The sequence below is a fragment of the Parahaliea mediterranea genome (assembly GCF_003402235.1).
Classification (GTDB): Bacteria; Pseudomonadota; Gammaproteobacteria; order Pseudomonadales; family Halieaceae; genus Parahaliea; species Parahaliea mediterranea.
On sequence record NZ_QEWO01000002.1, the window covers coordinates 185,535 to 199,165 of the forward strand.

Annotated in this window: 14 protein-coding genes; all 14 read right to left on the reverse strand. The window is 64.6% G+C overall.

Translation table 11 applies throughout. The features are described from left to right. Nucleotides 1-6 precede the first annotated feature (6 nt). Complete coding sequence (gene relA, locus DDZ17_RS06405) at nucleotides 7-2,238, reverse strand: GTP diphosphokinase (protein ID WP_116365151.1); 2,232 nt, start codon at nucleotides 2,236-2,238, stop codon at nucleotides 7-9. A 7-nt stretch (nucleotides 2,239-2,245) separates the two neighbouring features. Next, nucleotides 2,246-3,142 (reverse strand): cysteine synthase CysM, encoded by an 897-nt coding sequence (cysM, locus tag DDZ17_RS06410; protein ID WP_116365152.1) that lies wholly within the window; start codon nucleotides 3,140-3,142, stop codon nucleotides 2,246-2,248. Nucleotides 3,143-3,234: 92 nt separating this feature from the next. Further along, a complete protein-coding gene (gene acpS / locus DDZ17_RS06415; protein WP_116365153.1) occupies nucleotides 3,235-3,612 on the reverse strand; it encodes a holo-ACP synthase in 378 nt (125 codons plus the stop codon). After that, entirely contained in the window at nucleotides 3,609-4,352 is a 744-nt protein-coding gene (gene recO, locus DDZ17_RS06420) for a DNA repair protein RecO (RefSeq protein ID WP_116365154.1), read from the reverse strand. Before recO ends, acpS begins: the two co-directional genes overlap by 4 nt. A gap of 6 nt (nucleotides 4,353-4,358) precedes the next feature. Then, on the reverse strand, nucleotides 4,359-5,258 hold the full coding sequence (gene era, locus DDZ17_RS06425; protein ID WP_116365155.1) for a GTPase Era: 900 nt from the start codon (nucleotides 5,256-5,258) through the stop codon (nucleotides 4,359-4,361). Further along, nucleotides 5,251-5,928, reverse strand: coding sequence for a ribonuclease III (gene rnc / locus DDZ17_RS06430; protein WP_116365156.1), 678 nt, complete (start codon nucleotides 5,926-5,928; stop codon nucleotides 5,251-5,253). The genes era and rnc overlap by 8 nt, the downstream gene beginning before the upstream one ends. Nucleotides 5,929-5,934: 6 nt before the next feature. Then, nucleotides 5,935-6,333 carry a DUF4845 domain-containing protein gene (locus DDZ17_RS06435; protein WP_116365157.1) on the reverse strand — a complete coding sequence of 133 codons (399 nt, stop codon included), beginning with the start codon at nucleotides 6,331-6,333 and terminating at the stop codon, nucleotides 5,935-5,937. A 46-nt stretch (nucleotides 6,334-6,379) separates the two neighbouring features. Beyond that, on the reverse strand, nucleotides 6,380-7,219 hold the full coding sequence (gene lepB, locus DDZ17_RS06440; RefSeq protein WP_116365158.1) for a signal peptidase I: 840 nt from the start codon (nucleotides 7,217-7,219) through the stop codon (nucleotides 6,380-6,382). A 12-nt stretch (nucleotides 7,220-7,231) separates the two neighbouring features. Further along, nucleotides 7,232-9,034 carry a translation elongation factor 4 gene (lepA, locus tag DDZ17_RS06445; protein ID WP_116365159.1) on the reverse strand — a complete coding sequence of 601 codons (1,803 nt, stop codon included), beginning with the start codon at nucleotides 9,032-9,034 and terminating at the stop codon, nucleotides 7,232-7,234. A 117-nt stretch (nucleotides 9,035-9,151) separates the two neighbouring features. Further along, nucleotides 9,152-10,564, reverse strand: coding sequence for a DegQ family serine endoprotease (locus tag DDZ17_RS06450; protein WP_116365160.1), 1,413 nt, complete (start codon nucleotides 10,562-10,564; stop codon nucleotides 9,152-9,154). A gap of 130 nt (nucleotides 10,565-10,694) precedes the next feature. Beyond that, nucleotides 10,695-11,177: a SoxR reducing system RseC family protein gene (locus DDZ17_RS06455; protein WP_116365161.1), complete on the reverse strand. Its 483-nt coding sequence runs from the start codon at nucleotides 11,175-11,177 to the stop codon at nucleotides 10,695-10,697. Between the two features lies 1 nt (nucleotide 11,178). Further along, the gene (locus tag DDZ17_RS06460) at nucleotides 11,179-12,162 is read right to left on the reverse strand and encodes a MucB/RseB C-terminal domain-containing protein (protein WP_206613470.1); all 984 of its coding nucleotides are present in this window, start codon (nucleotides 12,160-12,162) and stop codon (nucleotides 11,179-11,181) included. An 8-nt stretch (nucleotides 12,163-12,170) separates the two neighbouring features. Further along, nucleotides 12,171-12,764 (reverse strand): sigma-E factor negative regulatory protein, encoded by a 594-nt coding sequence (locus DDZ17_RS06465; RefSeq protein WP_116365162.1) that lies wholly within the window; start codon nucleotides 12,762-12,764, stop codon nucleotides 12,171-12,173. A gap of 58 nt (nucleotides 12,765-12,822) precedes the next feature. Continuing rightward, entirely contained in the window at nucleotides 12,823-13,407 is a 585-nt protein-coding gene (rpoE, locus tag DDZ17_RS06470) for an RNA polymerase sigma factor RpoE (protein ID WP_116365163.1), read from the reverse strand. Between the last annotated feature and the right edge of the window lie 224 nt (nucleotides 13,408-13,631).

A 13,631-nucleotide genomic window follows, 5' to 3' on the forward strand; every position in this document is an offset into this window, starting at 1 on the left:
CCGGTGTTATTCCGACAGGCGCGATGCGTTGATCACGTTGCTCAGGCGGTTGATGCGCTCCAGCAGCCGCGACAGGGCGCCGAGGTCGGGTACTTCCACCCGCAGGCGCATGGTGGCGGTGTGGCTCTTTTTGTTGGTCTGGGTGTTGATGGACAGCACGTTGATGCGCGCGTTGGCGAACAGGCCGGTGATGTCCCGCAGCAGGCCCTGGCGGTCGTAGCACTCGATGGCCACGTCCACTTCGTAGTTTTCCTGCGGCGATTCGCCCCAGTCCACTTCGATGATGCGCTCGGGGGAGGATTCCTCCAGCCGCACCAGCCGCCCGCAGTCACTGCGATGAATGCTGACCCCGCGCCCCTGGGTGATAAAGCCGGTAATGGAATCCCCCGGCAGGGGCTTGCAGCAGCCGGCCATGTGGGTCAGCAGATTGCCCACTCCGCGCACATGCACACGGCTGCCGGACACCTTGCGGCTGGCGCCGCGGGCAATTTCCAGTTTCGGCTCGCTGACTTTCTCTACCAGCCCCTGGGCGGCGTTGAGCACCTGGGCGGAGGACAGATCCCCCGCGCCCACCGCGGCGTACATGTCCTCCACGGTGCTCATCTGCACCTTGGCGGCAATGCGCTTGTAATCCACGCTGGTCAGGGCCATGCGCTTGAAGTCGCGCTCCAGCAGGTGGCGGCCGGCGTCGATGTTTTCTTCCCGCGCCTGGGCCTTGAACCAGTGGTGCACCTTGGCCCGGGCGCGGGAGGTGCGCAGGTAGCCAAGGCCCGGCTGCAGCCAGTCACGCTTGGGGCGACCCTCCTTGCTGGTGAGGATTTCCACCCGTTCGCCGGTCTTCAGGCGGTAGGTGAGCGGCACGATGGAGCCGTTGACCTTGGCCCCGCGACAGCGGTGCCCCACCTCGGTGTGAACGTGGTAGGCAAAATCCAGGGGCGTGGCGCCCTGGGCAAGGTTCACCACGTCGCCTTCCGGGGTGAATACGTAGACCCTGTCCTGGGCCACATCAAAGCTGAACTGCTCTGCCACGCCGTGGGCGTCGCCGGTTTCCTCGTGCCAGTCCAGCACCTGGCGCAGCCAGGCGATCTTTTCTTCGTAGGTGCTGGCCATGCCGGACTCCCGGTCAGAGCCCTTGTAGCGCCAGTGGGCGCACACCCCCAGTTCCGCCTCTTCGTGCATCTGCCGGGTGCGAATCTGCACTTCGAGGATTTTACCCTCGGGGCCGATCACCGCCGTGTGCAGGGAGCGATAGCCGTTTTCCTTGGGGTTGGCGATGTAATCGTCAAACTCGTTGGGAATGTTGCGCCACAGGCCGTGCACCAGGCCGAGGGTGGCGTAGCAGTCCTTGATTTCCGGCACCAGAATGCGCACAGCGCGAATGTCGTACACCTGGGAAAAGCCAATGCCCTTGCGCTGCATTTTGCGCCAGATGCTATAGATGTGCTTGGCCCGCCCGGAGATATCAAATTGCAGCCCCGCCGCCGACAGGACCCGAGTCAACTCCTCCCGCACCCGCTGGATGAAGCGGTCGCGCTCCAGCCGCTTGCCGTCCAGCAGGCTGGCGATTTTGCGGTAGGCGTCGGTGTGAATGTAGCGGAAGGACAGGTCTTCCAGCTCCCACTTGAGATGCCCGATGCCGAGCCGGTGGGCCAGGGGCGCGTACACGTCGAACACCTCCTGGGCAACGGGCCGGCGCCGGGCGCTGTCGTTCTTCACCGCGCGGATGGCGCAGGTGCGCTCGGCGAGCTTGATCAGCGCCACCCGCACATCGTCCACCAACGAAATCAACATCTTGCGGATGTTGTCCTTCTGGCCGTGAGCCTGGCCCAGCACGGGGCTTTCGGTGGGATTCTTCAGGTCGGAGATGGCCGCCATGCGCAGCACGCCCAGCAGCAGGCTGGCGACGTCGTCGCCGAATTCGCCGGCCACGGCTTCCAGCGACAGGCGGTCTTCGCGCACGGCGCGGTACAGCAAGCCCGCCAGCAGGCAGTCCACCCCCACGTGCAGCTCTGCCAGTATCTGGCAGATATCCAGCCCGGCGGTAAACGGGTTGGATTCGCTGGCCCAGTCCGGCACATCGTTGCCGGGGCGCCCGGCGGCTGCTCGGGCCGCCGCCAGTCCGGCCTGCAGGCGCGCCTGCTCGGCGGCGTCGAAGGCCACCGGCAGTTGCGCCAGCCAGCGTTCGAGGTCGACCTCACCGGCCTCGCTCAGGTGTGATTCTTCGCGTACCCGAACCATGACGGACTCAGTCCCCGGCGAACACGCCGGTGGACAGATAGCGATCGCCGCGATCGCAGATAATGGCCACAATCACGGCATTCTCTACCTCCTGCGACAGGCGCAGGGCGCCGGCCACGGCGCCGCCGGAAGACACGCCGCAAAAAATACCCTCCCGAGACGCCAGGGCGCGCATGGTGCGCTCGGACTCGGCCTGGGAAATATCCATGACCCGGTCCACCCGGGCGGCATCGTAGATTTTCGGCAGATAGGCCTCGGGCCAGCGGCGAATGCCGGGGATGCTGGAGCCGTCCTGGGGCTGCAGGCCGACAATTTCGATGGCCGGGTTCATCGCCTTGAGATAGGCGGAGCAACCCATGATGGTGCCGGTGGTGCCCATGGAGCTGACAAAATGGGTGATGCTGCCATCGGTCTGCTGCCAGATCTCCGGGCCGGTGCCCTTGTAGTGGGCCAGCGGGTTATCCGGGTTGGCAAACTGGTCCAGCACCCTCCCCTCGCCGCGCGCCTGCATGGCCAGGGCCAGGTCGCGGGCGCCTTCCATGCCCTCTTCCTGGCTCACCTCGATCAATCTGGCGCCATAGGCAGACATGGCCTGCTTGCGCTCCTCGCTCATGTGGGAGGGCATGATCAGCGTCAGCCGGTAACCGCGAATGGCGGCCGCCATGGCCAGCGCAATGCCGGTGTTGCCGCTGGTGGCCTCGATCAGGCTGTCACCGGGGGCGATGTCGCCACGGGCCTCGGCCTCGGCAATCATGCCAAGGGCCGGGCGATCCTTGACCGAGCCGGCGGGATTGGTGCCTTCCAGTTTCACAAGGAGGGTGTTGCTGGTATCGCCCGGCAGGCGCTGCAAACGCACCAGCGGGGTATTGCCGATACAGGCTTCAATGGTTGGATATCGGGACATAACTCACTACCGCCACGGTCAGCGCAGAGTATATCGGCTTTGCCCGCCCCTGGCAGTCCCTGTTGGGGGCAGCTGCGCAGTTCAGCCTGGCGTCAGTGCGCCATCAGTACAGCAAAGGCGACTACATAGTGTTGTTCGTCGGCAATGCTGAGCAGCACCCGGCTACCGCCACGGGCCGCCGCCGCCCGCTCGGCGCCGCCAGACAGGGTGACCAGGGGCGCGCCGTTGGCGTCGTGGTGCACCAGCATGTCCTGCCAGCTGACGCCGCGGCCAATGCCGGTGCCCAGGGCCTTGGCGATGGCCTCCTTGGCGGCAAAGCGCTTGGCCAGCAGGCGCAGGGGCAGTTTGCTGGCGTGGTATTGCGCAAGTTCTTCCGGGCGCAGAATGCGTTTGGCAAAGCGCTCCCCGAGGCGGCCGACAACCCCTTCCAGGCGCGCGATTTCCAGAATATCGGTGCCTACGCCAATCACGGTGGCTCCCCGGGGGCTGGGCTTGGCCCCTGGCGATACTGGCGGAACAGGTCGCGGGTGTGCAGCGGCCGCCCCCCAAGATGCTCGGCAATAACCAGCCGCAGCAGGCGCTTGGCGGAACCCGCCGCCGGCCCGCTGAACTCGCCGCGGGCAATCGCCAGCAGGTCGCTGCCGGAAAACCGCGGCCCGGGTGCATCCGCCCCCGGGGTGCAGGCGATCAGCCCCACCCCTTCGCTGTAGCGGTACCAGTGCGCCTCGCGCACGGCCTGCTGGCTCTGGGCGTCCTGGGCCGGGTCAAAGCCATAGCCCAGCTCGTCCAGCAGCTGCAGTTCGAAGGCGCGCAGTACCGGCTCGCTGGCAGGGGCCTGCGCCAGTTGCTCAAGGGCGCCGGCGTAGGCGGCAAACAGGGTGGGATGCGGGTCGTGGCGGTGCAACAGGCGCAGCAGCAGCTCGTTGAGATAGAGCCCGCTGAACAGGCGCTCACCCAACAGTTGCACACCGGCACCGGCGCTCTCCAGGGCGTTGAGGCTTTGCAGTTCGCTGCGCCCGCCAAAGGACACCAGCAGCGGGCGAAAGGGCTGCAGGTTGGCGCGCAGGCTGCCGCCGCGCGCGCGCCGGTGCAGGCCCCGCCCCACCAGACTGAGGCGGCCGTGTTCAGCGGTAAAGAGTTCCAGCAGTTGGCTGCTGTCGCGATAGGGCCGCGCGTGCAGCAAATAGGCCGGTTGCAGGTTGACGCGCATGTGCGCTCAGCGGTCGTCGTAACCCAAGCTGCGCAGGGCGCGCTCGTCGTCCGACCAGCCGGATTTCACTTTGACCCACAGGCGCAGCATGATTTTGCTGTCAAAGAGCTGCTCCATGTCCTTGCGCGCTTCGCTGCCGATACTGCGCAAGCGCGAGCCGCCCTCGCCAATCAGGATTTTCTTCTGCCCCTTGCGCTCCACCAGAATGAGGGCGGAAATATGCAGGGTTTCGCCCTCCTGGCCGAACTCTTCAATCTCCACGGTCACTGAATAGGGCAGTTCATCACCCAGCTGGCGCATGATCTTTTCGCGCACAATTTCCGCCGCAAGAAAGCGCTGGCTGCGATCGGTGATCTGCTCTTCGGGGAAAAAATGCACAGACTCCGGCAGCAGCTTCAGCACCTCCTGCTCCAGGGCATCCAGGTTGGTGCGGCGCAGGGCAGACAGGGGGATCACCGCGGCAAAGGCGCCCTTGTCGGACAGCGCCTGCAGGCGCGGCAGCAGCACACCCTTGTCCTGCAGCAAATCCACCTTGTTCACCGCTAAAATGGTGGGCCGCTCGGCGCCCTGCACCTGCTGCAGCACCATCTCGTCCTCGTCGGTCCAGGCGGTGCGATCCACCACGAACACCACGGCATCCACATCGGCAATGGCGGAGCTGGCGGCGCGGTTCATGAAGCGGTTGATGGCCTTGGGCGCCTCCCGGTGCAGTCCGGGGGTATCGACAAAGATGATCTGGTTGCCGCCCTCGGTTTTGATGCCCAGTACCTGGTGGCGCGTGGTCTGGGGTTTGCGCGAGGTGATGCTGATTTTCTGCCCCAGCAGGTAATTCAGCAGGGTGGACTTGCCCACATTGGGGCGCCCGACAATGGCCACGTAACCACAACGTCCAGTCAATTCAGCCACGGGCCTGTAACCTCTCCAGTGCGGTGGCGGCGGCGGCCTGTTCGGCCTTGCGCCGGCTGCTGCCAGCGCCCTGCACCTGCAGTTTGGGCTGGGCCAGCTGGCAGCTCACTTCAAAATGCTGCTGGTGATCCTCACCCTCCACGTTGACGAGTTCATACACCGGCAGCGGGTTGCCGCGCCCCTGCAAAAATTCCTGCAGGCGGGTCTTGGCGTCTTTACTGACGTCGCCCTGTTCAAGGTCGTCCAGGCGGGATGCAAAATGACGCAGCAGGAAGTCGCGACAGGTATCCACGTCGCTGTCGAGCAGAATGGCGCCAGACACTGCCTCGAAGGCATCCGCCAGGATGGACGCCCGGCGATGGCCACCGCTCTTGCGCTCCCCGCCCCCCAGTTTCAGGCATTCGCCAAACTCCAGCTCGCGGGCCAACCGGGCCAGGGTGTCGCCCTTCACCAGCGCCGCCCGCATGCGGCTCATGTCACCTTCACGCACTTTCGGGAAGCGGTGGTACAGGGCCTCGGCGATGACGTGGTTGACGATGGAATCCCCCAGGAACTCAAGCCGCTCGTTGTTCCGGCTGCCGGCACTGCGATGGGTCAGGGCCAGCTCCAGCAGGCTCCGGTCGCGAAAGGTGTAGGCCAGGCGTTTTTCCAGGCGAGCGAGTTTATCCACAGTGCCTCAGGGTGCCGAGGCCAGCGGCTCTGCCTGGCCCGCCTCGTACTTGAGATCGTCGAATTTAAACAGGGCGTCGATGCGCCACATGACAGGAATACGCACTTCGTAGCTGGCGTCGATATAGGTTTTGCCTTCCTTGCGGAACACTTCGACATCCTGCGGCTTGAGGCCGTATATCTGGTTGGTGTTGAGCAGGTTGGCAATGCGGCGGCGGATATCGGCAATGCTGTCCTGCTCCGGTTTGTACTCGGTGGACACCTTGCCCATGATTTCCTTCACCGACAGGTATTCGAAATAGCTCGGCCCCATTTTCAGCAGGCACATCACGAAAAAGCCGATCATGATGGCGACGCAGAGCATCCCCAACAGCGACATTCCCTTCTGTTGCTGGCGCAGCTTCATTACTGTTTCCCCCGGATAGTGGCCGACTGGCCTTATCTTATAGCAGCTATTCTATCGCGCCTACACGGCTGAAGCTGGGGATGCTGAGCAGCGAATCCCAGTGCATCCAGATCGCGAAGGCCTTGCCGACTATATCCTTTTCCGGCACCTGGCCCCAAACGCGACTGTCGCTGGAGTTGTCGCGGTTGTCGCCCATCATGAAGTAATGGCCGGGCTTGACCAGCACCGAGAAATCCCGGGCCGGACGCATCGGGTCCACCTGGGTCAGGTGGTTGGACTCGCCCAGTTGCTCCAGCGCCACCGCGTGGCGGCCACTGCCCTCGGGCAGTTCCGCCAGGGCATCCCAGGGCAGCTCTTCGCCGTTCACAAACAGGCGTTTGTTGCGGTAGGTCACGGTGTCGCCGGGCAGGCCAATCACCCGCTTGATGTAGTAGGTATCGTTCATGTGCGGCGGAAAAAACACCATCACATCGCCGCGTTCGGGCTCGTTCAGGTCCAGCACTTTGGTGCGCAGCACCGGCAGGCGAATGCCGTAGGTGAACTTGTTGACCAGGATGTAATCGCCCACCTGCAGGGTCGGCACCATGGACGACGAGGGAATCTGGAAGGGCTCCACCAGAAAAGAGCGCAGCACAAACACCACAAACAGCACGGGGAAAAACGAGCGCGCGTATTCCACCAGCAGCGGTTCGCTGGCGCGACGCTTGGCCTGGGCGGCAAACTGGGCCGACTGGGGGCTGTTGTCGTCACCGTGCTGGGGATACTGCGCCTCCAGCGCTGCCAACTCGCGGCGCCGGCCCGGGGCCCACAACAGCGCATCGGCCAGCCAGATCAAACCACTGCCAAATACCAGCACTACCAGAATCAGGGGGAAATCAATCGACATGCTACGTCCCTGTCAGCTGTCTACTTTCAGTACGGCGAGGAAGGCAGACTGGGGGATTTCCACCCGACCCACCTGTTTCATGCGTTTTTTGCCGGCTTTCTGTTTGTCCAGCAGTTTGCGCTTGCGACTCACGTCGCCGCCGTAACACTTGGCGGTCACGTTCTTGCGCAGGGCCTTCACGGTCTGGCGCGCCACAATCTTGCCACCCACCGCGGCCTGGATGGCCACGTCGAACATCTGCCGGGGAATCAGCTCTTTCATCTTCTCGGTGAGGGCGCGGCCGCGGTACTGCACCTGGTCGCGGTGCACGATGATGGCCAGCGCATCCACCCGTTCGTTGTTGATCAGCACGTCCAGTTTGGACAGGGGCGCCGCTTCAAAACGCTGGAAGCTGTAATCCAGCGAGGCATAACCGCGGCTGACCGACTTCAGGCGGTCGAAGAAGTCCAGCACCACCTCCGCCATGGGGATGTCGTAGGTCAGCGACACCTGGCTGCCCAGGAACTGCATGTCCACCTGCTCGCCGCGTTTTTCCACGCACAGGGTGATGACATTGCCGAGGTAATCCTGGGGCACCAGGATGTTGCAGCGGGCGATGGGTTCGCGCATTTCCTCGATTTCACCGACATCCGGCAGCGCCGAGGGGTTGTCCACCTGGATCACCTCACCGTCCTTTTTCACCACTTCGTAAATCACCGTGGGGGCGGTGGTGATCAGATCGAGGTCGTACTCGCGCTCCAGCCGCTCCTGAATGATCTCCATGTGCAGCATGCCGAGGAAGCCACAGCGGAAGCCAAAGCCCAGGGCGTCGGAGGTTTCCGGCTCATAGAACAGCGAGGCGTCATTGAGGGTCAACTTGGCCAGGGCGTCGCGAAAGTCCTCGTAATCGTCCGAGGAAATGGTGAAGATGCCCGCGTACACCTGGGGCTTCACCTTCTGGAACCCGGGCAGGGCCGGTACATCGGCGGCCTGGTTGGCGGGCACCAGGGTATCCCCCACCGGGGCGCCCTGAATGTCCTTGATGCCGGCCACCACAAAACCCACTTCCCCGGCCCGCAGTTCGCCGGTTTCCAGCCGCTTGGGCGTGAAGATACCGATGCTGTCGACCTGGTGGGATTTGCCGGTGGATTTGGTAATGAATTTGTCGCGCTTTTTCAGCACGCCCTGCTTGACCCGCACCAGCGACACCACGCCCAGGTAGTTATCGAACCAGGAGTCGATAATCAGGGCCTGCAGGGGGGCGTTGCGGTCGCCCTCGGGTGGCGGGATCTTCGCCACCAGGTATTCCAGGGCGTCTTCAATGCCCATGCCGGTCTTGGCGCTGACCGGGCAGGCATCGGTGGCGTCGATGCCTATAATCTCCTCGATCTCGACCTTGACCTTGTCCGGGTCGGCCTGCGGCAGGTCCATCTTGTTGAGGATGGGCAGCACTTCCAGACCCTGCTCAATGGCGGTGTAGCAGTTGGCCACCGACTGGGCCTCCACGCCCTGCCCCGCATCCACCACCAGCAGCGCGCCTTCACAGGCGGCCAGCGAGCGGGACACTTCGTAGGAGAAGTCCACGTGCCCGGGGGTGTCGATGAAATTCAGCTGGTAGGTCTGGCCGTCGCGCGCCTGGTAGTCGAGGGTGACACTCTGGGCCTTGATGGTAATGCCGCGCTCGCGCTCGATGTCCATGGAATCCAGCACCTGCTCGGCCATCTCCCGGTCGGAGAGGCCACCACAGTGCTGGATGAAACGGTCGGCGAGCGTGGACTTTCCATGATCGATGTGGGCGATGATGGAAAAATTGCGGATATGCTGGAGGTCACTCACTCGGCAAAGCTCGGTTGTGGCAGCGCCCGGCAGAGAGGCCGGGCGCCAAAAAAGACGCGGGATTGTACCCTAACGCGGCGAGCGCTGCTATCGGCCGCCGCGGCGGAAAAATACCCTTTAATCGTCCTTCAGCTTCAGGCCGATGAAGATCGGCGCACCGCGACGAATCAGGCGCAGGGGCACCGAGGTGCCGGGCTTGAGCTTGCTCACCGCGCGTTCGAAGGCCTCGACATTGGTGACCGGGGTGGAGCCCACCAGGGTGATCACATCCCCCGGCACCACGCCGGCATCGGAGGCCGGTGAGCCCGGCGCCACCTGGCGCACCACAACGCCGCCGGACAAGCCCAGGCGCTGCAGGCTGTCGGGGCTGGCGGCTTCCACCGCCACACCCAGGCGACCGCCTTCAGCTTCGTCGGTGCGGCCCGGGGTCAGCGCATAGCTGTCCTCAGCATCCAGGCCGCCCACTTTGACCTTGAGGCTGCGGCGCTTCTGCTCGCGCACAATCTCCACCGGCACGGTGGTGCCCGGGGCGATCAGGCCCACCACATGGGGCAGGTCGGCAGAGGTGCCGATGTCCTTGTTGTCAAAGCGCAGGATCACGTCGCCCGCCTCCAGGCCACCCTTGGCAGCGGGGCCGTCTTCGGCCACCTGGGCAATCAGCGCGCCCTGGGGGCGGTCAAGACCAAAGGATTCGGCCAGGGTTCTGTCCACATCCTGGATGGTAACCCCCAGCCAGCCGCGGGTAACCCGGCCGTTTTCCTTGAGCTGTTCCACCACGTTGTGCACCACGCTCACCGGAATGGCGAAGGACAGGCCAATGGAGCCGCCGCTGCGGGTAAAGATCTGGGAGTTCACCCCCACCACTTCGCCATCCAGGTTGAACAGCGGCCCACCGGAGTTGCCGGGGTTGATGGCCACGTCGGTCTGGATGAAGGGCACGTAGTTCTCACCTTGCTCGGTGGGCAGGCTGCGGCCCATGGCGCTGACGATGCCGGCGGTCACCGAGTAGTCCAGGCCAAAGGGAGAGCCAATGGCCAGCACCCATTCACCGACGTCCAGGTCCTCATCCTCGGCCAGCGGCAGCACCGGCAGATCGTCGGCGTCGATATGCAGCAGCGCAAGGTCGGAGCGCGGGTCAGTACCCACCACCTCGGCGTCGTACTCGCGCCGGTCCAGCAGCCGCACCAGCACGCTGCTGGCGCCGTCCACCACATGGTTGTTGGTCACGATGTAGCCGTCACCGGAAATGATAAAGCCCGAGCCCATGGCCATGGAGGGTCGGCCGCCGCCCCGGGGCGCGCCGTGAAACTCGAAGAAGCGGCGCAGCGGCTCGGGGATTTCCTCGCCCTGCCATTGCTGGTTGCCGTTGGCAGCGCTGTGTTCCACGATGATTTTCACCACCGCCGGGGAGTTGTTCGCCACGATTTCGCGAAACTCCGGCAGCGCGGCAGAGCGCGCGGGCAGGCTCGCGAGCAGGCTGCAAAACACCAGGAGCAGCGCAGCCGACAGTCGGTAGGTCTGTACTTTCATACTTACGGACATCCTTGCTGTTGTGGGGAGAGAACGTACAAAAAAAGTGGGGGCCATTGCGCCGAGTTCAATCAAGCCGGGTTCAATCAAGCCGAGCTCACTCATGCCGCGTCAAGCCAGTCAAGTCACATCAGCCGAGCTCAAGCGCCTCCACGCGGGCGGGCTGGGCTGTTGTGCGGCCAAGCAGAGTAGGTTGCAAGGCCGGGTCGTCGGCGTGGCGGACAGCGTGCAGGCGCACCCCAAAAACCCCCAGGGCAAAGCCCGCTGCCGCACCGCCCAGGGCCGCCAGGTCGCTGGCCGGCCACTGCCCGGCGGCCAGGGCCGCGCCAGCCAGCATGGCCAGCAAGGGCAGCAGGTACACCACCAAAGAGCCTTGCAGAATCACGGTTTCAGGTATGGCGATGTCCACCGTATCACCCACCCGGCAGGCGGCGGGCTGGATGCTGCCGGGCAGCACCCGGATGTAATGCCGCCGGCCACTGCCGAGGCGGTTGAGCAGGCCGTGGCCGCAGCCCTTCTGGGCGGCGCAGCTGCCGCAGGTGCTCTGGCGCAGGGTTTCCACCCACACCGCATCCGCTTCCACGGCCACCACTTCACCGCGCTCGGTCAGCATGTCACTGCGCCCAGCGCACGGAGTCGGCCACCATGCGGGCGGTGTTCACCGGCACTTCGCCGATCACCGTCACCAGCACCGGCTGGTCGGACAGGCTGAGCCCCCGGGTGTAGGACAGGGTGCTGCCCTCCCGGGCGATGCCCTCCCCGGCGCGGATCTCCCGCGACAGGGGTTCGAGAAAGACTGAGAATGCCGCCAGCCCGTCGGTAAAGGTGCGGCGCCCGCTGCGGGTGGCCGGGTCGGCCTCGGTGAGCACAAAGCCCCGCGGGAGCCACTGTACCGACCAGCCGCTGTGCAAATCCTCGGTGCTCATGGCGCTGTCTGGCAGCGGGTGGGCGGCCTCGTGGGTCACCTCCACGTCGGCGCCGGAGGGCATGGGGCTGCCGTAGGACAGGTTGGCAAACTGGAAGCGCTCCAGCACCAGGTCACCGCGGCCCAGCGTGCTGGACTTGAGCAGCAGGCCAGTCTCCCTGTCGAGTTCCATCAGGTAGCCGTAGCGGTACATATCCAGGGGTTCCACCCGGATGCGCACTGCCTGGCGGCCGGCAATCCGCTCGCCCTCGCTGACATCAAAACGGTAGTACTCGGCAACCCCGCACTCGCCAGCACCCAGGGCAGCCCCCAGTTGCAGCAGGCGGTGGCCGGTGTGCACGCAGTCCAGCGGGTGATCCTCCCGCACAATGCGCGCGCCCTGCCCGGTGAGCTTGGTGAGCTGTTCAGAGGTGGTGTCGCCGCTGACGGAGTGGCTAATCTGCATCACCTGCATGTCCTCGCCACGCTGCAGGGTCACCACGCCATGGTAGGCGGCCTGGTGACTGCTGCGGGACATGCGATCGAGCCACTTGAGTGCCTCCGGGTCGGCCCCGGGGCAGCTGGCAGCCAGGGCGGCGGCCGGCAGGGTAGTGGTGGCGACGGCGAACAGCCAGCGGCTCAGGCGCCGGGCCTGTGCCGTCATCAGGGGGAGGCGGGGGAACAGGCGCGGCAAAATCGGTGTTACTCCGTAATGCGTTGGACGCGGGCAAAGGGCAGCATGCCCTGGGGGGTATTCAGGGCGGCCTGTTCGGCATGCTCCTGGGCAAAGCGCTGCATGCGCTGGCGCGCCAGCTCACTGTAGGCGGTGCCAGTGGCCGGCTGCAGCACCGGAACCGACTGGGTCCCGAAACTGGCTCGCACCGAGGTGGCGCCAAGGCTGTTCACCAGCCCCACCGGGGCCATGCCCATGGCCACGTCGGCCTCTGCGGTGGCGGGGCTGCCGTTAAGACTGGCCAGCTGCTGGCCGCCCAGCACCACGGTGGTAGCCACCGATGCGGCAACGGCGAAACCCGCAACCGGGCGCAACAGGCCCTGCCAGCGGCGGCTGCCGGTGGTGGCCGGCTGCGCGATGGCATCGCGCACGCCGGCGGAAATATCAATGGAGAGGTCGGGCACAGCCTGCTTGCCAATAACCGCCTGTACCGCGTGGTAGCGCACCCAGGTGGCGCGCAACTCGCCGTCTTCGCCGATCTGCTTGAGCACCCGTTCCAGCTCGAGCTCGTCGGCCTCCCCGTCCATCAGGGCAGAGAGGGACTCCCGCATTCTCTCAGTCATTACTCATATCCTCCGCGCCGCCGCACGAATGTGTGTCACTGTAGCGGTGTGCCGGGCTTCAACCAAGTCCGTCCACCTGTTGTTTGACCTGTCGGTCGATGGCCTCCCTGGCCCTGAAGATGCGGGAGCGCACGGTGCCCACCGGGCAACTCATTACTTCCGCGATATCCTCGTAACTCAGACCGTCAAATTCGCGCAAAGTTACAGCTGTGCGCAAATCATCGGGCAATTCGCTGATGGCGCGCTCCACCACCGCCTGCAATTCGGCACCGTAAAGGGCCGCTTCGGGCGATTCGATATCGCGCAGGGCGCCACCGCCTTCGTAATACTCCGCGTCTTCCACTTCCACGTCGCTGCCGGGTGGGCGCCGCGAACGCGAAACCAGATGATTCTTGGCCGTATTGATGGCGATACGGTACAGCCAGGTATAAAAGGCACTGTCGCCCCGGAAATTGGGGAGTGCGCGATACGCCTTGATGAAAGCCTCCTGGGCCACATCCTGCACCTCATCGGCATCGTGTACATAGCGACTCACCAAACCGAGGATCTTGTGCTGGTACTTCAACACCAGCATATCGAAGGCGCGCGAATCACCCTTCTTCACCTTGGCGACGAGCTGCTTGTCCGTCACTTCGGCAGTCAAGTCCTGTCCCCCATACTAGCCCTGGACATGCCTGCCCTGGTTCTTTTCAAACTACTGTCCCGATAGACCAACAGGCGCGCTGATAGTTCGCTGCACCGTCGCACGGGACGACAGTAAGAGGCAGACGAACGAAAAAAGTTCCGCAACGGTGTATTTCCTTAATTCGCGCCTCCTGCTTTATACTCGCCGGCGCAACGCGACTCGCGTAAGTGATTGCGGCACAT